At 39.0% G+C, this 21,800-nt stretch carries 22 protein-coding genes and 1 tRNA gene; 12 read left to right on the plus strand and 11 right to left on the minus strand.

Translation table 11 applies throughout. The annotated features are described in order from the left end of the window. Nucleotide 1 precedes the first annotated feature (1 nt). Nucleotides 2-1,546, plus strand: a complete 1,545-nt coding sequence (locus tag B9A58_RS09255; protein WP_084372568.1) for an OmpP1/FadL family transporter — start codon at nt 2-4, stop codon at nt 1,544-1,546. Here the strand turns inward: B9A58_RS09255 and B9A58_RS09260 are convergent. The 5 genes from B9A58_RS09260 to B9A58_RS09280 are packed head-to-tail and all read right to left on the minus strand — an operon-like array spanning nt 1,536 to nt 6,033. Further along, nucleotides 1,536-2,051, minus strand: a complete 516-nt coding sequence (locus B9A58_RS09260) for a shikimate kinase (RefSeq protein WP_139793817.1) — start codon at nt 2,049-2,051, stop codon at nt 1,536-1,538. The genes B9A58_RS09255 and B9A58_RS09260 overlap by 11 nt on opposite strands. After that, on the minus strand, nt 2,048-3,826 hold the full coding sequence (locus B9A58_RS09265) for an ABC transporter ATP-binding protein (RefSeq protein ID WP_084372570.1): 1,779 nt from the start codon (nt 3,824-3,826) through the stop codon (nt 2,048-2,050). Before B9A58_RS09265 ends, B9A58_RS09260 begins: the two co-directional genes overlap by 4 nt. Before the next feature lie 17 nt (nt 3,827-3,843). Further along, nucleotides 3,844-4,587 carry a tRNA pseudouridine(38-40) synthase TruA gene (truA, locus tag B9A58_RS09270; RefSeq protein ID WP_084372571.1) on the minus strand — a complete coding sequence of 248 codons (744 nt, stop codon included), beginning with the start codon at nt 4,585-4,587 and terminating at the stop codon, nt 3,844-3,846. Nucleotides 4,588-4,593: 6 nt separating this feature from the next. Further along, a complete protein-coding gene (gene kbl / locus B9A58_RS09275; protein ID WP_084372572.1) occupies nt 4,594-5,781 on the minus strand; it encodes a glycine C-acetyltransferase in 1,188 nt (395 codons plus the stop codon). Between the two features lie 6 nt (nt 5,782-5,787). Continuing rightward, the gene (locus tag B9A58_RS09280; RefSeq protein WP_084372573.1) at nt 5,788-6,033 is read right to left on the minus strand and encodes a hypothetical protein; all 246 of its coding nucleotides are present in this window, start codon (nt 6,031-6,033) and stop codon (nt 5,788-5,790) included. Nucleotides 6,034-6,210: 177 nt separating this feature from the next. On the opposite strand from B9A58_RS09280, the gene B9A58_RS09285 reads away from it, so the two are divergent. The 7 genes from B9A58_RS09285 (at nt 6,211) to B9A58_RS09315 (ending at nt 14,218) form a co-directional block, all read left to right on the plus strand. After that, the gene (locus B9A58_RS09285) at nt 6,211-6,996 is read left to right on the plus strand and encodes an enoyl-CoA hydratase/isomerase family protein (protein WP_084372574.1); all 786 of its coding nucleotides are present in this window, start codon (nt 6,211-6,213) and stop codon (nt 6,994-6,996) included. Nucleotides 6,997-7,033: 37 nt separating this feature from the next. Continuing rightward, nucleotides 7,034-8,554 carry a polysaccharide biosynthesis C-terminal domain-containing protein gene (locus B9A58_RS09290; protein ID WP_084372575.1) on the plus strand — a complete coding sequence of 507 codons (1,521 nt, stop codon included), beginning with the start codon at nt 7,034-7,036 and terminating at the stop codon, nt 8,552-8,554. A 175-nt stretch (nt 8,555-8,729) separates the two neighbouring features. Continuing rightward, complete coding sequence (locus B9A58_RS09295) at nt 8,730-10,475, plus strand: tetratricopeptide repeat protein (protein WP_084372576.1); 1,746 nt, start codon at nt 8,730-8,732, stop codon at nt 10,473-10,475. After that, nucleotides 10,468-11,217 carry a lipoprotein insertase outer membrane protein LolB1 gene (locus tag B9A58_RS09300; protein ID WP_084372577.1) on the plus strand — a complete coding sequence of 250 codons (750 nt, stop codon included), beginning with the start codon at nt 10,468-10,470 and terminating at the stop codon, nt 11,215-11,217. The genes B9A58_RS09295 and B9A58_RS09300 overlap by 8 nt, the downstream gene beginning before the upstream one ends. A gap of 13 nt (nt 11,218-11,230) precedes the next feature. Continuing rightward, nucleotides 11,231-12,412, plus strand: coding sequence for a murein hydrolase activator EnvC family protein (locus B9A58_RS09305; protein WP_176214739.1), 1,182 nt, complete (start codon nt 11,231-11,233; stop codon nt 12,410-12,412). A gap of 148 nt (nt 12,413-12,560) precedes the next feature. Beyond that, a complete protein-coding gene (gene gpmI / locus B9A58_RS09310) occupies nt 12,561-14,081 on the plus strand; it encodes a 2,3-bisphosphoglycerate-independent phosphoglycerate mutase (RefSeq protein ID WP_084372579.1) in 1,521 nt (506 codons plus the stop codon). Nucleotides 14,082-14,144: 63 nt separating this feature from the next. Continuing rightward, nucleotides 14,145-14,218, plus strand: a tRNA-Ala gene (locus B9A58_RS09315). Nucleotides 14,219-14,253: 35 nt separating this feature from the next. Here the strand turns inward: B9A58_RS09315 and B9A58_RS09320 are convergent. The 3 genes from B9A58_RS09320 to B9A58_RS09330 form a co-directional block, all read right to left on the minus strand. Next, nucleotides 14,254-16,164 carry an ATP-binding protein gene (locus B9A58_RS09320; RefSeq protein ID WP_176214740.1) on the minus strand — a complete coding sequence of 637 codons (1,911 nt, stop codon included), beginning with the start codon at nt 16,162-16,164 and terminating at the stop codon, nt 14,254-14,256. A gap of 8 nt (nt 16,165-16,172) precedes the next feature. Next, on the minus strand, nt 16,173-16,535 hold the full coding sequence (locus tag B9A58_RS09325; RefSeq protein WP_084372581.1) for a hypothetical protein: 363 nt from the start codon (nt 16,533-16,535) through the stop codon (nt 16,173-16,175). Nucleotides 16,536-16,695: 160 nt separating this feature from the next. Continuing rightward, entirely contained in the window at nt 16,696-16,971 is a 276-nt protein-coding gene (locus B9A58_RS09330) for a UBP-type zinc finger domain-containing protein (protein ID WP_084372582.1), read from the minus strand. Nucleotides 16,972-17,239: 268 nt separating this feature from the next. Between B9A58_RS09330 and B9A58_RS09340 the strand changes: the two genes are divergently transcribed. Together B9A58_RS09340 and B9A58_RS09345 are read left to right on the plus strand one after the other, a co-directional pair. Further along, nucleotides 17,240-17,710: a YHS domain-containing (seleno)protein gene (locus B9A58_RS09340; RefSeq protein WP_084372584.1), complete on the plus strand. Its 471-nt coding sequence runs from the start codon at nt 17,240-17,242 to the stop codon at nt 17,708-17,710. Between the two features lie 76 nt (nt 17,711-17,786). After that, nucleotides 17,787-18,476, plus strand: coding sequence for a DUF2461 domain-containing protein (locus B9A58_RS09345; RefSeq protein WP_084372585.1), 690 nt, complete (start codon nt 17,787-17,789; stop codon nt 18,474-18,476). 238 nt (nt 18,477-18,714) lie between these two features. Here B9A58_RS09345 and B9A58_RS09350 read toward each other — a convergent pair whose 3' ends face one another. The 3 genes from B9A58_RS09350 to B9A58_RS09360 all read right to left on the minus strand — a co-directional run bounded on the left by B9A58_RS09350 (nt 18,715) and on the right by B9A58_RS09360 (nt 20,708). After that, nucleotides 18,715-19,209: a cupin domain-containing protein gene (locus B9A58_RS09350; RefSeq protein WP_084372586.1), complete on the minus strand. Its 495-nt coding sequence runs from the start codon at nt 19,207-19,209 to the stop codon at nt 18,715-18,717. Beyond that, nucleotides 19,209-20,321, minus strand: a complete 1,113-nt coding sequence (locus B9A58_RS09355; RefSeq protein WP_084372587.1) for a DEAD/DEAH box helicase — start codon at nt 20,319-20,321, stop codon at nt 19,209-19,211. Before B9A58_RS09355 ends, B9A58_RS09350 begins: the two co-directional genes overlap by 1 nt. A 105-nt stretch (nt 20,322-20,426) precedes the next feature. After that, entirely contained in the window at nt 20,427-20,708 is a 282-nt protein-coding gene (locus B9A58_RS09360; protein WP_084372588.1) for a DUF427 domain-containing protein, read from the minus strand. Nucleotides 20,709-20,968: 260 nt separating this feature from the next. Between B9A58_RS09360 and B9A58_RS09365 the strand changes: the two genes are divergently transcribed. Beyond that, the gene (locus B9A58_RS09365) at nt 20,969-21,568 is read left to right on the plus strand and encodes an RNA polymerase sigma factor (RefSeq protein WP_084372589.1); all 600 of its coding nucleotides are present in this window, start codon (nt 20,969-20,971) and stop codon (nt 21,566-21,568) included. Then, nucleotides 21,543-21,773: a hypothetical protein gene (locus B9A58_RS09370; RefSeq protein WP_084372590.1), complete on the plus strand. Its 231-nt coding sequence runs from the start codon at nt 21,543-21,545 to the stop codon at nt 21,771-21,773. The genes B9A58_RS09365 and B9A58_RS09370 overlap by 26 nt, the downstream gene beginning before the upstream one ends. The last annotated feature ends 27 nt before the right edge of the window (nt 21,774-21,800 follow it).

Here is a 21,800-nt window from a genome sequence, read left to right on the forward strand (position 1 = left end):
AATGAAAATTAGGCCAATCCTTTTTGGGACATTGCTGGTGGTATGCTCTTTTTCTGCTCATGCCCAATTTGGTTATTATCATGATGCCTTGCAATATAGTCGAACCCGTTCCATGGGAACAGCCAGAACTCAGGCCATTGGAAGTGCACAAGCAGCTTTGGGTGGAGACATCAACTCAGCCTATGCCAACCCTGCAGGATTAGGCTTCAACAGAAGTTCAGTGGTGACTTTTACTCCTTCATTGAATTTTTACAATAGCGATTCCGAATATTTTGAACAAACTACTGGAGACTCCAAAACCAATTTCAATATTGCCAACTTAGGGGTGATATTTAGTTTTGCAAAAGGTGATATTGAAAAGAGTAAGTTCAAGGGCGGCTCATTTGCCATCACCATGACCAGAGAAAATAATTTCAACTACAATGCAGAATATGAGGCCTACAATGAATCTGAATTTGGAAGCTCTGTGGTAGACAAATATTTGGATGATGTAAACTTTCCAGACCCAAATGGCCCACTCGATCCAGTTCCTCTAGATGCCCTAACTGATTTTGAATACTATGGATTATTTAGTACTTACTTGATCAATCCCAATTTTGAAAAAGATGTAAATGGGCAAGATTCCTTGACGCACTATTATAAATTTATTGGTGATTTTCCATTTCAAAATGAAAAACTCCAGCAAAATGGCAATCAGACTCAATGGGATTTTGCTTATGGTGCCAATTATGATGACAAAATATATTTTGGTGCCAGCCTGAGTATCAACTCTATCAATTATAAGACTACAGCTACGCTTACTGAGAGTGATTTTATATATGATGAAGCTCCAGACGATGCCATAAACTATCTATCCACACGAGATGAATTAGACGTAAAGGGCACAGGAGTAAGCGGCACTTTTGGCCTTATTGCTCGGCCATTTGACTTCTTTCGTCTTGGCATTACCGCGGTTACCCCTACCTACTATTCTATAAGGGAGGAAAGTTCGAAAGACATGATTGTTTCCTACAACGATTTTGTATTTATCCCTGGCGAGGATCCATTGACCTACTTTGAAGATCAGGTATTTTTTGAGACCACTTATAATTTTAGAACACCCTTCAAACTGACTACTGGCGCTGCATTTTTCTTAGGGAAAATTGGCTTCATATCTGCAGATATTGATTTTATAGACTATTCAAAAGCTAAGTTTAAAACAGATGATGAAAATATCACTGTCAGTAATCAAGACATTAGGAATCTTTATCAAAACACAATCAACTTCAGAACAGGGGTAGAAATTCGACTAAGATCCTTCAGAATAAGAGGTGGATATAATTATCAGGGAGATCCCTATGTAGATAGTCCTATTAACAATAGTATTAAGCAACTGTCAGGAGGATTGGGGTATCGTAATCGTGAGTTTTTTGTAGACCTATCTGTTGTTCATTCCAAATGGAAAACGCTAAGAACTCCCTACACAATTACTGACATAGCATACCCAACCGCATATATAGAAAACAAAAACTTAAATGTATCTGTGACGTTTGGAGTCAACTTTTAATAGTCTCCAGATGCAGCAAGACATCTTCAAGAGTCGAATTGGTAGTGAATGAGGCTTCCTCATACTGAGGAAGTCTCTTTTTATATAGCGTCTCCATGTCCTGTGTCAAGGAATCATCTGCCATTTCATTGACCAGAGGTCTTGAGCTTTTTTCCTGCTTCACTCGCTCTACGAGTACCTGCAGAGGCGTATCCAAAAAAATAGTTGTGCCTGCAGCATTCATTTGATCCATGTTGTCATAGTGGCAAGGGGCACCACCTCCAGTGGCTATTACGGCAGGCTCATTCAGGCGAATGAGCATGAGCAACACGCTGTTTTCCAACTCACGGAAATAATCTTCTCCCACTTGAGCAAAGATATCTGGGATCACCCAGCCAGCCATTCGCTCTATTTCGGCATCAAGATCAAAGAAGTTTCTGTCTAACTTTTCAGCCAATTTCTTTCCTAACGTGGACTTACCAGATCCAGGCATTCCAACCAAAAATATTTTCTCAGGGTATTTCAAGCGATCTTATTAGTTACTTCCTTGTATTGCATCTTATGAAGTTGTGCATAATAACCATCTTTTGCAAGTAATTTGTCATGTGAGCCTGATTCTTTTATCTCTCCCTGTTCCAAAACCAAAATTTTATCAGCATGTTGGATAGTAGACAAACGATGAGCAATCACAATGGAAGTTCTACCCTTCATCATACGGTCTATGGCCAGTTGAATTAGTTCTTCCGTCTCTGTGTCCACGCTAGAGGTAGCTTCGTCCAATACGATGATTTTGGGATCATAAACCATAGCCCTCACAAATGAAATCAACTGGCGCTGACCAACAGACAACGTGGCACCACGTTCCATCACATTATAATCCAGTCCGCCTGGCAATCGCTCAATAAACTCTCTGGCTCCTACGAGTTCGGCAGCTTTCATGACTTGCTCTCTAGATATATCGTCATTCCCAAGTGTGATGTTTTTTTCAATAGTATCAGAAAATAGAAATACATCCTGTAGCACTACACCAATGTTTTTGCGCAAAGCACTCAACTCATAGTCATCAATATCATAGCCATCAACCAATATTGATCCTTTATTTATTTCGTAAAAACGGCTGAGCAAATTAATCACTGAGGACTTTCCTGCTCCAGTGGCGCCTACTAGCGCAATAGTCTGGCCTGAATCCACTTCAAAGCTGATATTCTTCAATACATAGTCATCCTCATTGTAGGCAAACCAAACCTCATCAAATTTCACTCGGCCTTCCAAGTCTTCAGGGTTTCTTGATCCTTCATTTGGAATGTGCTCAGAATTTTCAAGCAAATCAATCAAACGATTTGAACTCACAATTCCCATCTGAAGCGTGTTGAATCTATCGGCAATCATCCTGATCGGGCGGAAGAACATCTGAATGTACATGATAAAGGCAATCAACACACCAGGCTGATATTGCGCGTCAATCATCTTCACGGCCCCATACCAAACAACCAACCCAATGCCAATAGCTTGAATTACTTCAGCCACTGGGAAATACACGGAGTAATACATCACTGATTTGATATTCGCCTTTTTGTGCTCTTTATTGATGTCCTTGAATTTTTCCAATTCACGTTCCTCACTATTGAATATTTGCACGATGCTCATGCCCGTGATGTGTTCTTGCACAAAGGAGTTCAAGTTTGAGACTGCAGTTCTTACACTATTGAATGAGACTTTAATTTTTTCCTTAAAAATATAAGTGGCAAAAATCAGAATTGGTAAAGTTGACAAACTCACCAGCGTCAATTTCCAATCTGTATAAAACATAAAGATCAAAATGACCACCAGTTGCAGCAAATCGCCAATCATCATGGCAATCCCCTGACTAAAAACGTCTGCCAGGGTTTCAATATCAGAAATGTTTCTAGTCACCAATCTCCCAATAGGCGTCTTGTCAAAAAACTTTAGTCTCAATTTCTGAATATGCTCGTAAAGGCTGGTTCGAATGTCACGAATAATAAACTGCCCCAACCAACTAGAAAGATACGTATGTGCATACTGTACAAAGGCCTGAGCCACCAATAAGACAATCAGAAGGCCAATCATGAAAACCAATCCGTCAAAGTCTCCATTAGCCACATCATTGTCAATGGTGATCTGTATTAAATATGGTCTGATGGGCACCAAAACAGCCAATGCAATGGTCAGCAATACCAATAACCAAAACTGAGTCATGTACGGCTTTACGAATACAAATATTCTTCTCAGAACCTTGAAATCCAGTATTTTGCCGTCGGGTTTTTCTTTTTCCAAACTAATCTAGTTGTGACTTGAAACTAAAGATAAATGTCTTTGGGATAGGTAATGTCTCGCAAATATAAGCCATGTGCTGGTACAGATCGGCCCGCTTTTTTTCGGTCTCGGCTTTCCAGAATTTGCTCAAATGCCGCCAAAGTCATCCGTCCCTGACCAACTTCAAGCATGGTGCCCACCAGTGCTCGAACCATCCCTCTCAAAAATCTATTGGCACTTACGTGAAAATGTATCTCGTCGTTCTGCTTTTCCCAGAAAGCTGAAAAGATTTCACAATTAAAATTATTGACCTCTGTTTTCACCTTGCTCATGGCTTCAAAATCTTTCCATTTTTTGATCAAATCACAACAACTATTCATTTGATCTAAATCAAGGGGTTGATGAAAATGATAAGACAAGCCCTGCTTGAATGGATTTTTATGCTGATGAATTTTGTATACATAAGCGCGAGATACGGCTTCAAATCTCGCACTTACATCGTCCTTTACGAGATGAATGTGATTTGCGGAAATATCCTGTGGAAGCAGACTGTTCAACTTATTGCCAAGTTGAACAGTGTCCTTGATTTCGTCATGATCAAAATGCACCATCTGCATCATAGCATGTACACCAGTGTCTGTTCTTCCACTGCCTATAGTAGAAACATCAGCCCTTAAAATTGTCGATAAAGCCTCATTGAGTATCCCCTGCACAGTCTTGGCATTATTCTGAATTTGCCAGCCATGATAAGCAGAACCGTCATAGGAAATATCAATGAAGTAGCGCATGTAGCTTTATATCACTTCCAACTCTTTCCCCACCTTGGTAAATGCAGCAATCGCCTGATCCAGGTGATGCTGATCATGCACTGCTGAAAGTTGAACACGGATTCTGGCTTGTCCTTTGGGTACTACTGGAAAATAGAAACCAATGACATAAATACCCTCTTCTAACAAACGAGCAGCGAACTTTTGCGACAGTACTGCGTCGTACAACATAATCGGCACAATTGGGTGATGCCCTGGTTTGATGTCAAAGCCAGCTTCAGTCATTTTCTCGCGAAAGTACTTGGTATTCACTTCGAGTTTATCTCTAAGCTCAGTGGTTTCACTTAGCATATCAATTACGGCTATTGAAGCCCCAACTATAGATGGTGCCAACGTATTGGAGAACAAGTATGGTCTTGACTTTTGACGAAGCATTTCTATGATTTCTTTCTTGCCTGAAGTAAAACCGCCAGAAGCTCCTCCTAATGCTTTACCCAAAGTACCTGTAATAATATCTACGCGATCCATTACCCCACACAATTCATGCACACCTCTTCCCGTTTTACCCATAAATCCCGTGGAGTGGCATTCGTCAGTCATCACTAAAGCGTCATATTTGTCAGCCAGATCACAAATTTTGTCCATTTGAGCCACAGTTCCATCCATAGAGAATGCACCATCCGTCACAATGATTTTGCATTTAGCATCCTTTGCTTCAATCAACTTAGCCTCCAAATCAGCCATGTCGTTGTTATTATATCTGAAACGCTGAGCTTTACAAAGCCTTACACCATCAATTATAGAAGCATGATTCAGGGCATCTGATATGATAGCATCTTCTGGGCCAAAAAGCGGTTCGAAAACGCCCCCATTGGCATCAAAGGCGGCTGCATAAAGTATCGTATCCTCAGTGCCTAAAAATTCGGAGATCTTTCGCTCTAATTCTTTGTGGATATCCTGAGTGCCGCAAATGAATCGAACGGAAGACATCCCGAATCCATGCGTGTCAATTGCTGACTTTGCTGCCTCGATTACTTTAGGGTGTGACGACAAGCCCAAGTAATTATTTGCACAAAAATTGATTACCTCTTTGCCTTCGCTTGTTTTTATATCTGCGCCTTGTGGGGTAGTGATGATTCGTTCTGATTTGAAAAGACCTGCTTGTTTGATCTCTTCCAGCTGGATTTTCAGCTTAGATTCTAAAGACTTATACATCTGAAATTACTTCAATTTGGGTTTAAACTTCATTTTTGGTTTGGATGGAACAATTTCTTCCTGATCCTCTAAGAGGTATTTTCTCCTGATCGGATTAATCAAAAATAACTTCTGGGCCGTAAAACTATCTGGATGTGTTTGTGCAAAAACTCCTTCTAATTTTTGGTACAGCTCTGGCTCGGCGCCTTTAAATTTCCCAGCATCTATTTTCTTTGAACCCAGATAGCTAATAAAATTATTATCATTTTCCATCGCGTAGCAAATATACGGTTTGTTGATAAAGAGAAGGGTGGAATTTTTGGTCGAAATACTCAAATGCATTTTCTCAAACTTCCTCACATTAAATTTTAATGATTATTAAAAAAGACTGGCATTTGTGGTATTAATAGCCTGCTTTAAATACTTTTGAAAAAACCATTATTCAGCATTATGGCTCAATTGGAAACATTAGCTCTTCAAAGCTCCAACGGCATCCTTACTATTACCTTCAATCGTGAATCTGCGCTAAATGCACTAAACGATCAAACCTTTAATGAACTGAAAAGCACTATTGAGGAGGCTTTAGACAATAAAGAAATTTCAGGAATGATCCTTACTGGTGCTGGTGAAAAAGCATTTGTAGCAGGTGCTGACATTACTGAATTGGCTCAAATGACCGAGGTAAATGGTAGAAATTTTGCCGAAAAAGGTCAGGAAATATTCGAGCTTATTGAAGGTTCGGCTAAACCAGTCATTGCTGCTGTCAATGGGTTTGCTTTAGGTGGTGGATGCGAGTTGGCAATGGCCTGCCATATGAGAATCGCTACAGCCAATGCCAAATTTGGTCAACCTGAAGTCAACTTAGGCGTAATCCCTGGATATGGAGGGACACAACGCCTGACACAATTGGTAGGAAAGGGAAAGGCATTAGAATTGATGCTTACTGGTGATATGATTGGCGCAGACGAAGCACTCTCTCTTGGTTTGATCAACTATAAAGTTGATTCAAAAGCCGAAATGATGGCTAAAGCAGAAGAAATTTTAGCGAAAATTCAAACCAAAGCACCTTTGGCTGTTGGCATGGTCATAGACTGTGTAAAAGCAGTGTACACCACGGGTGAAAATGGTTATCAAACAGAAGCCAATTCATTTTCCAGATGCTGTGGTACTGAAGATTTTCAGGAAGGCACCTCTGCCTTTCTAGAAAAAAGAAAGCCAAATTTCAAAGGCGAATAATCCATTGTTATATGATCATAAAAATTCTAGCTAATACATGAGTTCTATCAAAGGATTAGCTGGAGATACTATGTGGTATGGGCTGAGCAGTATCATAGGCCGAATGATCTCCTACTTGCTAGTGCCTCTTTATACGGCAGTATTTTTACCTGGGGAATATGGTATTGTTACTGAACTATATGCCTATATCGCATTCCTTTATCCTCTTTTTACCTACGGAATGGAAACGGCCTACTTCAGATATGCCAATAAAAACCCTGAAGAAGAACCAGCATTATTCAATTTGCTCAGCACTTTCATGATCATTTCCAGCTTCATACTGGTAGGATTATTATTTTGGTTTGGGACGGATATGGCTATATGGCTAGACTATAAGGGCAAGGAGGTTGTTTTCTACTGGTTAGCAGCTGTTTTAGGTGTAGACGCCATGGTAATCCTTCCATTTGCGAGACTACGATTTCGCAAACAGCCAAGAAAATTCGCGATGATCCGCTTTTTCAATATCACTTTTGCTGTCATTCTGAACCTATTTTTCTTGGTTTTTTGTCTCAAAATATATCAGGGCGAATGGTTTTTGGGCTGGCAAGCATTTATGCTGGAGCATTATGACTTTGAGTTCAAAGCTAAATATGTGTTTCTTTCCAATCTGATCTCTAATTCCTTTCTTATCATCCTTTTAATTAAGGAGTTTAATGGCTTCCACCCATCCTTCAATTGGAAGCGATTAGCACCTATTTTGCTTTATGCCACACCACTGCTATTTATGGGATTGGCTGGCGTTACCAACGAAATGCTGTCTAGGGCGCTGCTCAAAATTTGGTTGCCAAATGGTTTTTATCCAGACCAATCCAGCCTTGCCGCTCTCGGAGTTTTTGGTGCTTGCTATAAGCTATCCGTATTTATGATGTTAGGTATTCAGGCTTTTAGATATGCCGCAGAACCCTTCTTCTTCTCTAATGCAGAAAACAAAGACTCGCCAAAGCTTTTTGCCAAAATCATGACAGGATTTGTCATTTTTTGCGTACTTGTATTTGTGGTTATCTCCTTAAATTTGGAGGTCATTGGATTAATTTTCTTCACTAATCCTGCTTATCGAGAAGGTCTATATGTAGTTCCAGTTTTACTCATGGCATATTTATTTAATGGCATTTACTACAATCTCTCTGTGTGGTACAAGGTCACGGATCGAACCATTTATGGCGCTGGAATTACTATTTTTGGGGCAATAGTTACCGTAGCGCTTAATTTCCTTCTGATACCTGTCATGGGATATTTTGGCAGTTCGATAGTGACGCTCATATCGTACTTTCTTATGGCTGCAACTAGTTATCTCTTTGGTCAAAAATACTATCATGTCCCCTATCAAGTATTTGCAATAGGTAAGTACATATTACTCTCTTCGCTACTTGTTTATGGTTTTTATCAATTCGACTCGGACAACTGGCGAATTAATTTTCTCATTAGAAACCTTGGTGTCCTCATTTTTGTTTTTGGCACATACATGGGCGAACGTAAGCATCTTTCGGGCAGAGTAGTTTTCGGTTTTAAAATTCCTTAAATTATTTGTCAGTTTGGTCTTTTATTTGTTTAGGACTACCTCAAAGGCATATATTAGTTTTGAGGAGATCGGCTCTTTTGAGCAAATGAATGATTGAAAACCAATAACGTATAGAGGTTTTCGTTAAATTTGTCGAGCCCAAACTATAAATGCGACTGATCGTTTGACCAATACCATGATGACAATATTTCGGATCATATTACTTTTAGTGCTATTGGCAGCCAGTAGTGAAGCTTCCTTTTCTCAGAAGAAAAAGAACAAAAATAAGACGCAGACCAAGTTTGAAAGGGTTCAATTCCTCACAGACGAGGAAAAAGCTGAAGTAGACCATTATTTTTTAGAAGGGGAAAAATATTTTCTTCTTCAAGATCTTTCAAAAGCCATGGGCGCTTTCCAAAAGGTACTTGAACTGGATCCTAAAAATGCTGCAGCACATTATAAAATTGGACAGATTTATAGTGAAAACAATGACATGAATAAGGCATTGCCACATGCCATTTTTGCTAAAAGTTTTAATCCAAAAAACAAATACTATTACTTACTAGTCACTCACGTGCAAACGAGTTTGGGCGATTTGAATGCGGCTGAAAAAACTTATACTGAAATGCTCAGCAATGTAGAAGGAACGGAAAATTATCTGTTTGAATTAGCAGCTGTTCAGTTGTACCAGAAGAAATATGAGGAAGCATTGGGCTCCTATCAAAAGGCACAAGATCATTTCGGGCCTATGGAAGAAATCACCATCCAAAAACAGCAGATATATTTAAAGATGAATCGGCTTGATCTTGCCATTGAAGAAGGAAAACAACTCGTAGAGCTCTATCCTAACGAGCCGTCACATGCCTTATCGTTAGCACAAATGATGCTCTCTAATGACAAGTATGAAGAAGCCGAACAATTTATTCTATCTAAAATAAATCGCTATCAGAACAATGAAAGATTATACATCTTCCTTTCAGAAGCCTACGGAAAGCAAAGCAAATATATTCAGGCTATAGAAGTGCTAGAAGTTCCTTTCGCCAGCACTACCCTGGATTTGACTAGAAAAATAAGAACCATGGCTGGATACTTAGCCATGCTACCCAATGACGAGCTCAACGAACCTCTTCTCAAATTATCTGAAAAATTAGTAGAAACACATCCGGATTCCTATCAAGCTTTGGCGATGACAGGCGACTTATATTACAATCTAAATGATAGGCCAAAAGGCAGAAAATACTATCTCAAGGCTGTAAAAATCGATGGGTCAAATTACAATATCTGGCAAAATATTCTTTCACTTGATTTGGAACTAGAAGACTATGATGCGGTAATTGAACATTCCAAAATGGCAATTGAAAATTTTCCTAATCAGGCTACCTTATATTATTTTGAAGGAACCGCCCATTTGATAAAAAAAGATTATGAAAATGCGCTGAAAATTTTCAACACTGGGAAAGCTTATGCCGCTCGGGATTCCAATATGAAAAGCCTGTTTCATGGTCAGATTGGTGATGCATACAATAGTATTGGTGATCATAACAAATCAGACGAGGCTTATGAAATCGCGCTGTCTGCCAAACCAGATAACGATCATGTACTCAACAATTACAGTTATTTTCTTTCGCTACGAAAAAAGGACTTGGACAAGGCGTTTGAGATGTCTTCTAAGCTGGTAAAAGATTATCCCGAAAATTCTACCTACTTAGATACCCACGCGTGGGTGTTGTACATGATGGGAGACTTTGAGGGAGCAGCACAAAATCTCCAACAAGCCTTGAAGTATGAACCAAGTGCTACAATTATTGAACACTATGGCGATGCACTTTTCCAACTCGGCAAAACTGATGAAGCCATTATCCAGTGGAAAACGGCACGTGATATGGCGGAAGACAACACCACATTAGACAAAAAAATAGCTGATAAGCAACTCTATGAATAGATTTATCCTATGCCTTGCAGGTTTAGTGATGTTCACGGCCTGTAGTAAAAAATTGGCAATCTTCTCTTCCAAATCATCTCAACTCAATTTGAACAATCTAGATTATGACAATATTTCATTAAGGTCTAAAATCAAATACAAAGATGAGAACAGTGACCTTAAAGCGACAGCCAATATTCGGGTAAAAAAGGACAGTATCATCTGGTTTTCGCTCACACCAGGCCTAGGCATAGAAGCTGCAAGAGGAATCGTAACAAAAGATTCTATAGTGATTATTGATAAAATTCATAAAGAGTATCAAATATTGAAAGTATCAGAACTGTCAGAAAAATATCATTTCGATTTTGATCTCAAACTCTTAGAATCTATCATAATAGGTAATTTGATCTGGCCTATTACATCAAATGATGACATCAAAAAGGAAGAAGGATATTTTAAAGTACAAAAAACTGAAGGAGATTTAATGGTGATGAACTTCATCGGAACTAATTCAATGAAGCTTGAAAAAATTCAGGCGGTAAGTGATACCAGCAGAAATGCCATGTTTATTGATTACTCTGAATTTTTAAAAGTTGAAAACAAAATAATGCCATCTGAAATCAACGCTCAGATCAACTACCGTTCTAAGAGAAATAAAGCTAAAAAAGTATCTAAGGTTCAAATCAGACATTCAAAAATTAGCATCAACAAAGAAGATTTGAATTTCTCATTTAGCATTCCAGACAAGTATGAACCAATGTAAAATATTTGTATGGTTGTTTTTGATCGCAACCTTTCTTTGTGTCCCCGCCAGTTTTGCGCAAAAAAGTAAGTCTCAAATTGAAAAAGAGAAAAAGGAAAGCCTTGCCAAAATTTCGGAAGTCCAGAAAATCCTAAAAGAAACGGAAACCGAAAAGAAAGCATCCCTTGGTCAGCTCCAGGCGCTCAATAAGCAAATAGAGGTTCGACGATCGCTGATCTCCTCAATCACACAACAGATTGATCTGATCAGTGGAGAGATCAGCGATCTTTCCATTGTCGTAAACGCACTACAGTCTGATTTAGGACATCTTAAGGAAGAATATGGTCAGATGATCTATGATGCCTACAAGGCCAATCAAGGATACAGTAAGCTCACTTTTCTTTTTTCTGCTCAAACCTTTAACCAATTATTTTTAAGACTCAAATATCTCGAACAATACACAAAAGCGAGAGAGGTACAAGTAGAGCAAATTGAAAAAGTCCGAGATGCACTCAATCATCAAATGGGCGTATTGGTTGTGAAAAAAGATGAGCAAGACGTCCTGCTCAAAGCAAAAATTAAAGAGAATGAAAACCTGATTTCACTCAAATCCAAGCAAAGCAAAGTAGTACAAGAACTGAGCAAAAGAGAAAAAGAACTTCAAAGTGAAGTGGCCGAAACGAAAAAAGCACTTAAGAGACTGGATGATTTACTAGCCAAAATCATCAAAGCAGAAATAGAAAAATCTAACGCTGATAAAAATGCAAATACGATCAACTTAACTGTTGAAATGGCCAAAGTTTCCTCAGCGTTTGAAGGCAAAAGAAATCAATTGCCATGGCCCGTTCAGTCAGGATTCGTTTCCGAAAAATTCGGAAAACATCCACACCCTGTGTTGAAAAACATCTGGGTTGAAAATCAAGGAGTGGATATTCAAACTCAAAAAAACGCTCAGGTAAAGGCTATATTTGAAGGCAAGGTGGCAACTACAGCATTTGTACCTGGCATGAATCGCGTGGTCATCATCCAACATGGAGATTATTATACGCTCTATGCAAAACTCAAAAGTGTGAATGTGAAGAAAGGGCAAATTCTCCAAGCCAATGAAAGTGTAGGGGAAGTATTCACCAACTCAGATGGCATCTCTGAATTGCAATTTCAAGTCTGGAAAAATAATGTAAAGATGGATCCAGAAAAATGGTTGGCAAATAAATAACCCTCTTTTTCCATTTTCAAATTTCGATATTTTCAACAAACAGGCATTTCATTAAATGAAATTCAATGTTTGCAGTGATCAATTGAAAATTTCCTCCTTTTTTACGAATATATTTCAATCAGCTGTAGAGTAAAACTATATTTGCACCATGGATAAAAAGGTAATACTAATGATTTTGGATGGGTGGGGCATTGGCACCAATCCAGAAGTATCTGCAATCAAAGCAGCTAAAACTCCCTTCGTAGATTCTTGCTACTCAAAATATGCACACAGTAAACTAGAAGCCTCTGGCTTGGCAGTAGGTCTGCCTGAGGGCCAAATGGGTAATTCTGAGGTAGGTCATATGAACATTGGTGCTGGACGAGTAGTTTATCAGGATTTAGTTAAACTAAATCTGGCTGCAGAAGATGGTTCTCTTGCCAAAAACGAAACATTGCTAGAAACTTTTGATTACGCCAAAGCCAATGGCAAAGCTGTTCACTTCATTGGACTAGTATCAGACGGTGGAATTCATTCTCACATCAATCACCTCAAGGCGCTTTGTGATGGAGCTGCGGCACAGGGATTGGACAATGTATTGATTCATGCCTTTACAGATGGTCGTGACACAGATCCAAAAAGTGGCATAAAATATTTAACGGACCTTCAAAGTCACCTGGACAAAACTACTGGCAAAATCGCCTCTGTGACGGGACGCTACTATGCCATGGATAGGGACAAAAGATGGGAAAGAGTCAAACTTGCTTATGATGCTATGGTCAATGGTGAGGGATCTAAGACAACAGATGTTTTGGGTGCTGTGAAAAAATCATACGCCGAAAATGTGACTGATGAATTCATCATGCCGATCGTACAAACGGATGATGCAGGCCAGTCACTTGGAACGATCAAAGAGGGTGATGTTGTTGTTTGCTTCAACTTTAGAACGGACAGAGGAAGGCAAATCACAGAGGCACTGACGCAAGTAGATTTCCCGGAGCAGGGAATGAAAAAACTGGCTTTGAAATATGTGACTATGACCAATTACGACAACACTTTCAATGGTGTAAAAGTCATGTATGACAAGGACAACCTGAAAAATACATTGGGTGAAGTCTTAGAAGCAGCAGGAAAAAAACAAATCAGAATTGCAGAAACCGAAAAGTATCCACACGTTACATTCTTCTTTTCAGGTGGCCGTGAAAAAGAATTTGAAGGAGAAAAAAGATTGCTTTGTCCATCTCCGAAAGTAGCCACCTACGATCTGCAGCCCGAAATGAGTGCTGGCGATATTCGTGATGCCATCATCCCTGAACTGGAAAAAGGAGAAGTTCATTTTGTATGTTTGAATTTTGCCAATCCTGATATGGTAGGTCACACGGGCGTATTTGAAGCAGCAGTCAAAGCCTGTGAAACGGTTGACAGCTGCGCCCAAGCTGTAGTGGAGGCTGCAAGAGCCAATGGCTATACGCCTATTATCATTGCGGATCATGGCAACTCTGATATCATGATGAACCCTGATGGATCTCCAAACACTGCGCACACCACCAATCTGGTGCCATGCATCTTTGCAGATGAGGATATCAAAGAGCCTGTAAAGGATGGAAAGCTTGGAGATTTAGCGCCAACGATTCTAACCATGATGGGCGTGGATATACCAAAAGAGATGACTGGAAATATTCTTATATAAAAATCTAATGGCTTAGGACATGAACCCTAAGCTATTTTTATATATTTGCCAACCCCAAACCATGGGGCATTAGCTCAGCTGGCTAGAGCACTACGCTGGCAGCGTAGGGGTCATCGGTTCGAATCCGATATGCTCCACAAAAGGAAGCCCATTTGGCTTCCTTTTTTTATGGTTAAATATCTGATGAATTTGTCTTACTATTCAGCGGCAAATACACCTTAAAAACTGTCCCCTTCCCTTCTTCGCTTTCCACCTCTATGCGTCCATTGTTCAACTCTACAAATTCATGAACCAGAAGCAAGCCAAGTCCTATGCCTTTTTCCCCTTTAGTTCCCCACTGACTACGCGTGCCTTTCAGTGAAAAGAGATTCTCAAGTTTTTCATTTGAAATTCCTATACCACTATCCTTTACCTCGATGATTCCGAACCCATCTTCTTCGGCAATAGAGAGCATAACATTACCCTGCTCTGGCGTGAATTTGATGGCGTTGCTCAGTAAATTTCTGATGATGGTAGAAACACTGTTTTTGTCTACCAGTAATATCACGTCATTCGGCAAGTGACCGATCAAATCTATGTTTTTGGCTATAGCTAAGTTGAGCATAATGTTCAAATTGGACTGGCATGTTTCTCTCAATGAAACCTCCTGTGGATAATAGGGAATTCGTCCTTCCTGACTCAATGCCCATTCGAGTAAATTATCGAGCAATTCTGATACCTCCTTGGCAGAAGCTTCCATCATGCTTCCTAATTGCCTTAATCCATCTACATCATTACTATCTGCTAACACATTGATCAATCCTGATATGCCTTGAAAATTGCTTATCGGGCCACGAATATCATGTGAAATAATAGAGAAAAAACGATCCTTAGTTTTATTGACCTCATCCAGCTTGTTTCGTTGAGCGGCAATCACTCGTCGTCGCTGTCTTACAATTCGAACGGCCCGGTCCTTAATTCTATAAATTTTTAATAACGCTACAGTGAGCACCAAGAGCAAAGCAATGATAAATACTGCACTCCAGGCAATGATTCGGTTGAGTTTGGCCTGTTTGCTCAGCAAATCAACCTCTACTTGCTTTTTATTCACCTCATATTCTGTACGTAAATCGGCCATTTTTCTAATGGTCTCTTCACTATTGATACTGTCTCTGTAAGTGATATACTGCTTAAGATAAATATAAGCTTGATCTGAGCTTTTTGCTGATTTATAAAGTTCTGATAGCTTGAGACTGGCATCTCTTATTTGCTCCTTCAGACCTTCTTCGACACCAATATTCAGGCTGCTTCTAGCATATTTTACTGCCTTGTTGTATTCACCTCTTTTTGCGTAAATATCAGCTAACGAGTTTTGATAAACTGCAATGGGGTAACGATCGCCTAACTCTTCCAGAATAGCGATGGCCTGATTCATGTTTTCTTCGGCTTGATTATCTGCCCCTTTTTCGGCCAAAACAAGCCCAATGTTACCTAGATTATATGCCGTTCCAATCGGATAATTTAGATTTTTAAAAATAACTTTTGAGCGTTGGAAATAGATAAGAGCTGAGTCCAGTATGTGATATTCCCTGTATAGTTCACCAGTATTGAGAAGGGTAGTTGCCAAGCGGGTTGAGTCTTTTTCTTTTCGGAAAATTTCAATGGCTTTATGGAAGTAAATTTTTGAGTTTTCATAATTTCCTTCTGCCAAATAAACATTTCCAAGGTTTGAATATGCTGTGGATTCACCAATTACCTCCTCAAGAGAGGAATACTTCTCAGCTGATTTTAGATAAGATTCAATGGCCTTAGTCAAATCGCCTTTTAAACGATGTCCATCTCCTAAGTACAGGTAACTAAGTGCAATTTGTTTTTGTAAGTTAATTTTTTCAGATAATTCCAACCCAAGTTCTGAATAGTGAATAGTTTGATCTGGTGAACTCGAATTAAAGGCAATCTTATTATACAATATACATTTTACGGAATCAGACAGACGGCCAGAATTGACTTCATTTATAAGGCTATCAGCCAATTTTATATTTTGACAATCAGCATTAAAAGAAAAAAAGCCTATGAGTACATAGGCTAAAAATATTTTTTGCATTTTGTTCATTAGTCACCTGGACCTTCAATTTTCAAAACCGGATCAACCGTCACTTGCTCTGTACTTCCTTCTGCAATATAGGTAATACTATATTTAGCTTCACCAGATTGCTTATTGTCAATTTTGGATTCCCAAACTCCCTTCTTTTCGTAAGGTAGCTTTTTGAAAATATCTTCACCAGAATCTACCTTAATTAAAGGAAGAGACGAAATCCCCTCGCCAGCTTTCCAGCCTGCTTTTCCGTTTGATTTTACCTTAGTGGTAAATTTTTCAGGATGTTTTGGGTCAAAAGGACTGCCTTCATTGTCTGATAATACCAGCTGACCATTTTCATAAGAAACCGTAATCACGGCATTTTCTTTTACGCTCATTATTCAATGTTTAGATTATTAAATATTTGTCTACAGGTGAAACTTTAATATTACTAAAAGCGATTGGATTATGGAAGACTATTGGATTAGCATTCTCTTCAAAAGGAATGAATCATCTTTTCAATGCAGCAAAATATGATGATTTGGCAATTAGATAGTATTATTCAGGTTTGAACTTCTTGTACAAATTGTCATTGTAGCAATAAGCCCAATACTCATTGGGCTCGGCAGAGGCTATCACAGCATGTTCGGTCTCTTCATGATGGGCACGAGCGTGTCTATTTGTAGACGAATCACAACAAAGTGTAACTCCACAAGTCTGGCAAGTCCTTAGGTGCACCCATTCGTCTCCAGTCTTCACACATTCCTCACAAACCCCTGCCCCAGATTTAATCTGATCAATGGCTTGTAAATGATTGCAGGACTTGGGATTCATAGTTGAGTTTGCGAGTGTTAGATTTAAGTTAGCTAATAATTCTGAATATCCATAAGCCTAAGCCATGCAACCATCCTCTGATACAGAGGTCTTTAAGTAAATAATCAAAAGCCTTATTTCCAATAGTCTGATGGAGGCTAGAAGCGCTTCTAGCCAACGTCAGACTTATTTTTTGATCTTTCTTAAAAAAAGTATCACACAGATGTCCTAACTTATTGTACTTGTTCGTCATCCCATTGAAAAGCAAAAAAATTAAACTGAAAAAATTATGAAAGTATTAAAAATTTCGGGAATTATAGTAGCAGTATTAGTAGTAGGAATTTTTGTCTTTGCCAAAACAAATCACGTGGCACCACTAGGCATGGTATCATCTGATGAATTTGACAACTATTCTGGTATAGCCATCAAAGGTTATGATCCAGTCAGCTACTTTGTTTCAGATAAGGCACAGTTGGGAACTGAAGATTATCAATACGAATGGAAAGATGCAATTTGGTACTTTGTTTCTGAAGAAAACAAAAACAGCTTTATGGCCAACCCTGAAATGTACGCCCCACAATTCGGAGGTTATTGTGGGTTTGCGGTCAATGCGGGCTTCACTGCTGGTGCAGACCCTACTTCATATATGATTAAGGATGAAAAGCTATATCTGTTTAACGGCGCAGATGTAAAAGCTGAAGCACAGGCTGGAGGTAAAGAATTCTTCGATAAGGCTAATGCAAACTGGAACAAAAAATAAGAAAATCTAACTATCTTGAACTCACCCATCTTTACTCTCGTAAGGATGGGTGTTTTTTTATCTATAACCTGTTATTATGCCCGCTTCTTCTTTGCTCGCTCAACCCTTTGAATTTCTTCATATTCTCAAGCTCAATAATAATCGCGAGTGGTTCAACAAAAATAAAGATCAATATTTAGAAGCACATCAACAAGTCATCACGTTTGCAGATTTGCTTCTAGCTGAGTTGAACAAAACTGATGTGATCGAAACAGTTTCTGGCAAAAAGAGTCTCTATAGAATCTATCGAGATGTTCGTTTTTCAAAAGACAAGACACCTTACAGTCTCTATTTTGGCGGGGGATTTAGAAGAGCTACAGCAGAACGCAGAGGGGGTTACTATTTCCATTTAGAACCAGGCAATACCTATGTTGGTGGTGGTTTTTGGGGACCCAATTCGCAAGACATGATGCATATTCGAAAGCACTTACAGCAAGAGCCCGGCGTGCTCCGGGACATTATCGAACATAAAGATTTCAAAAAGAATTTTGGCGTACTCAGAGGTGATCAACTCAAACGAGCTCCCAAGGGGTTTGACGTAGATGATCCTGCTATAGAGCTTCTGAGATATAAGCAATATTGGGTAAGACATGAATTTGATATGAAAGAGGTTATGCAACCTAATTTTCATTTGAGTATAGTCAAACAATTTCAACAGATGAGGCCGTTCTTTGACTATATGAGTGAAATATTGACTTCAAACTTGAATGGAGAGTCCATTCTATAACAAAAAAATCCTAGGAAACCGCCCTTGGGATAAACTCAAAACGCAACCAATCAACCAATCTACTTTCGACCTACTGCTGGCTCGTCGAAAACTGCTGATCAGCAAAGTTGCTGATCTAACCAATACCACTGAAAGTGGTAACTAATCTCAATCTAAACTCGAAAAGTAATACTCATCTCTTATGCCAAAAGTGGAAATGGTGCGTGAAAATGGGTATTAGACCCAAAAGAAATGCGCGTTATACTCTAGTGAGTGCTATAATCAAATCTTTGTGTAGTGGAAACTGTTCGACTAATAGATCTCTGTTAGCCATTTCGAAATCCTCGAAGTCAAATCCAGGCGCTACAGTACAACCTACCAATCCATAGTCACCCCCATCTTTTACCTCAGTGGCAAACCAGCTATTAGCGCTCACCACAGCTTGTGGAACTTCACCTTTATCTAGATCAAGCCCAAGCGTGATACATTCCTCATTTCCATTTTCATGGATAACATAAATGCTCAAAGGATCTCCAGCATAGAAATGCCACATTTCATCTGATTTAATTCGATGAAATGCAGAAAAATTTTCAGCAGTAAGCAAGAAATAAATGCCAGTAGATATATTTCTTTCAGAAGGAAATTGCCCAAGAGTAGTGGTCAGCAAAGATCGATAGGTCTCCTTGAAAAATCCTCCCTCAGGATGTGGCTCTAGTTTTAGTCGTTCAACCCAATATGCTGAAGCCCTCTTCATCAATCCTTGATGCGTGTCATTTTGATTTTAAGGTTTTGCTCATAAAACCGAATACTTTTCAATTCTGGTTCAGACACCAAGCATAATGACAACCCGTTCAATCCCGCTCTACCCGTACGGCCACTTCTATGCGTAAAGTATTCCAAATGCTCTGGAACTTGGTAATGAACCACATAAGACAACCCTTTGACATCAATGCCACGAGCGGCCACATCTGTCGAAACCAAGATTTGTAAACTTTCATTTTTGAAAGCACGCATTACTTTGTCTCGCTCCTTTTGTTTCATGTCACCTTCCAGTGCATCAGTTGCGATGTTTTTGGCTTGCAATTGCTGGCTCAATGTTTTGGCAGCTGCCTTCGTATTGCAAAATATTAATCCTCTATTTTCTTTTTGAGATCTCAGGAAAGACAACAAGACTTTTACTTTATCATTTGGATCACAAACTACATACTGGTATTCAATATTTTCATTTGCCCCTTTCTTCTTAAGCTCAACACGTTGTGCATTTTGAGAAAGATAAGTTCGAATCATCTTTTTAACGCCTTCTGGCATAGTGGCAGAAAAAAGCCATTTGTTACTTTTAGCGGCTGTCTCGTCCAAAATCTTATTCAAGTCCTGTTTGAAACCCATACTCAACATTTCATCAGCCTCATCTAATACTACGGTCTGCACATGATCGAGAGAAACTGCTTTGCGCTGAATTAAATCAACCAGACGGCCTGGTGTTGCCACTAATATTTGAGTGGGGCGCTGAAGCCGACTAATCTGCTCCTCAATCTTTGCACCACCAAAAACAGCTTCTGTAAAAACTTTGTCTGAGTACTTTGTGAATTTGAATAGTTGTTTGGCAATCTGCTGACACAGTTCTCTAGTTGGTGCCAAAACTAACGCTTGAATATGTTTTTCGTTAGGGTCTACAATCTCAAGAAGAGGTAAACCAAAGGCAGCTGTTTTTCCAGTCCCGGTTTGGGCTTGACCCACAAAGTCTGTTTGTCCTTGAACCAATATTGGAATGGTTCTCTCTTGAATTTCTGAGGGGTTTTTGATTCCCATTTCATCCAATCCTTTGATTAATGATTTGGAAATACCTAAAGCTGAAAATGTAGACACGATGTGCTGAATTTATGTGAGGCTGCAAAGATAGGAAGCCCATAGCACACAAAGCTTGAAAATGACTGTTAGTTATTAAGGTGATACAAAGAGCATCTAATTTTTCTACTTCACTATTTCTACACCTTTCCAAAAGGCCACATATCCTTCTATATTTTTCGCCAAGTCTGAAGCCAACGGGTAATACCAGGCAGCATCTTTATTATTTTGGCCATCTACTTCCACTGTATAGTAGCTTGCCACTCCTTTCCAGGGACATCTGGTATGTGTAGCGCTTTCTTTAAAATAGTCTTTATTAATTGAGTCTGCCGGGAAATAGTGATTGTTTTCCACTATAAGTGTGTCTTCACTCTCTGCTATTACCTGTCCGTTCCAAATTGCCTTCATATCTATATTTTGATTTTTGATGATAACCAGATTAGGGGTAGTGCAGTTCCATTATTGTCTTATTAATCGAAAGTACACCTACTTTGATCGAATTTTATAGCAATATGCTTATATAAAATAGAACTTTCAAAAGATTTAATTTTTGCAAGTCGTCGAAGTTTGAGTACATTTGAGATACTGCCTTTCACTTAAAACTCAATTCTTTAACCAAACTCGACAATATGGATTAGACAAGTACGTTAAACAAAAGTGTTAAACAGATGAATAATTTTGGTGTTAGTGATAGCTTATTAGTATCACATTACAAAAACGGTAGCGAAGAGGCGTTTGAAGAGTTGGTGGCTCGACATAAGTCTCGTGTTTTCACTACTATTTATTTGATTGTCAAAGATAAATATGTGGCTGAAGATCTTCTTCAGGAAACATTTATCAAAGTCGTGAAAACGGTTAAATCAGGTAAATACAATGAGGAAGGCAAGTTCTTACCATGGGTGCTGCGCATCGCACACAACTTGGCGATTGACTTTTTTAGAAAAGACAAACGCTACCCGACTATTGTAATGGAAGATGGAAGTGGTGTATTTAATACGCTGGCTTTCGCGGAAGATTCTGTAGAATCAGTCCAAATCAAACAAGATACTAATGCGTTGTTAAAAAAACTTGTACAGGAATTGCCCGAGGTACAAAAGGAAGTTTTAATAATGAGACACTATATGCAAATGAGTTTTCAAGACATTGCAGAGTCCACTAACGTCAGTATCAATACAGCTTTAGGTCGGATGAGATATGCCTTGATCAATTTGCGTAAAAAAATGCAAAAATTGAACATCGCTTATGATCACCACTTTTACCGAAAATGACTTGCTTCGCTATTTGTACGACGAATCAAGTGACAATGAAAAAACCGACATTGAAAACGCATTAGTTTGCGACTCTGAACTCGAAGCTAGATTTTTTGATTTAAAATTAGACAGCACTTTGCTAGACGAATTGTTTTTTGATCCTGCTGATTTTACACTGGAAAAAATATTTAGCTTTTCATCTAATTATTCATCAAGTCGATAATTAAGATTTGCTGCTTCTTTTTGTAGA

The organism is Reichenbachiella faecimaris (genome assembly GCF_900176375.1).
Lineage (GTDB): Bacteria > Bacteroidota > Bacteroidia > Cytophagales > Cyclobacteriaceae > Reichenbachiella > Reichenbachiella faecimaris.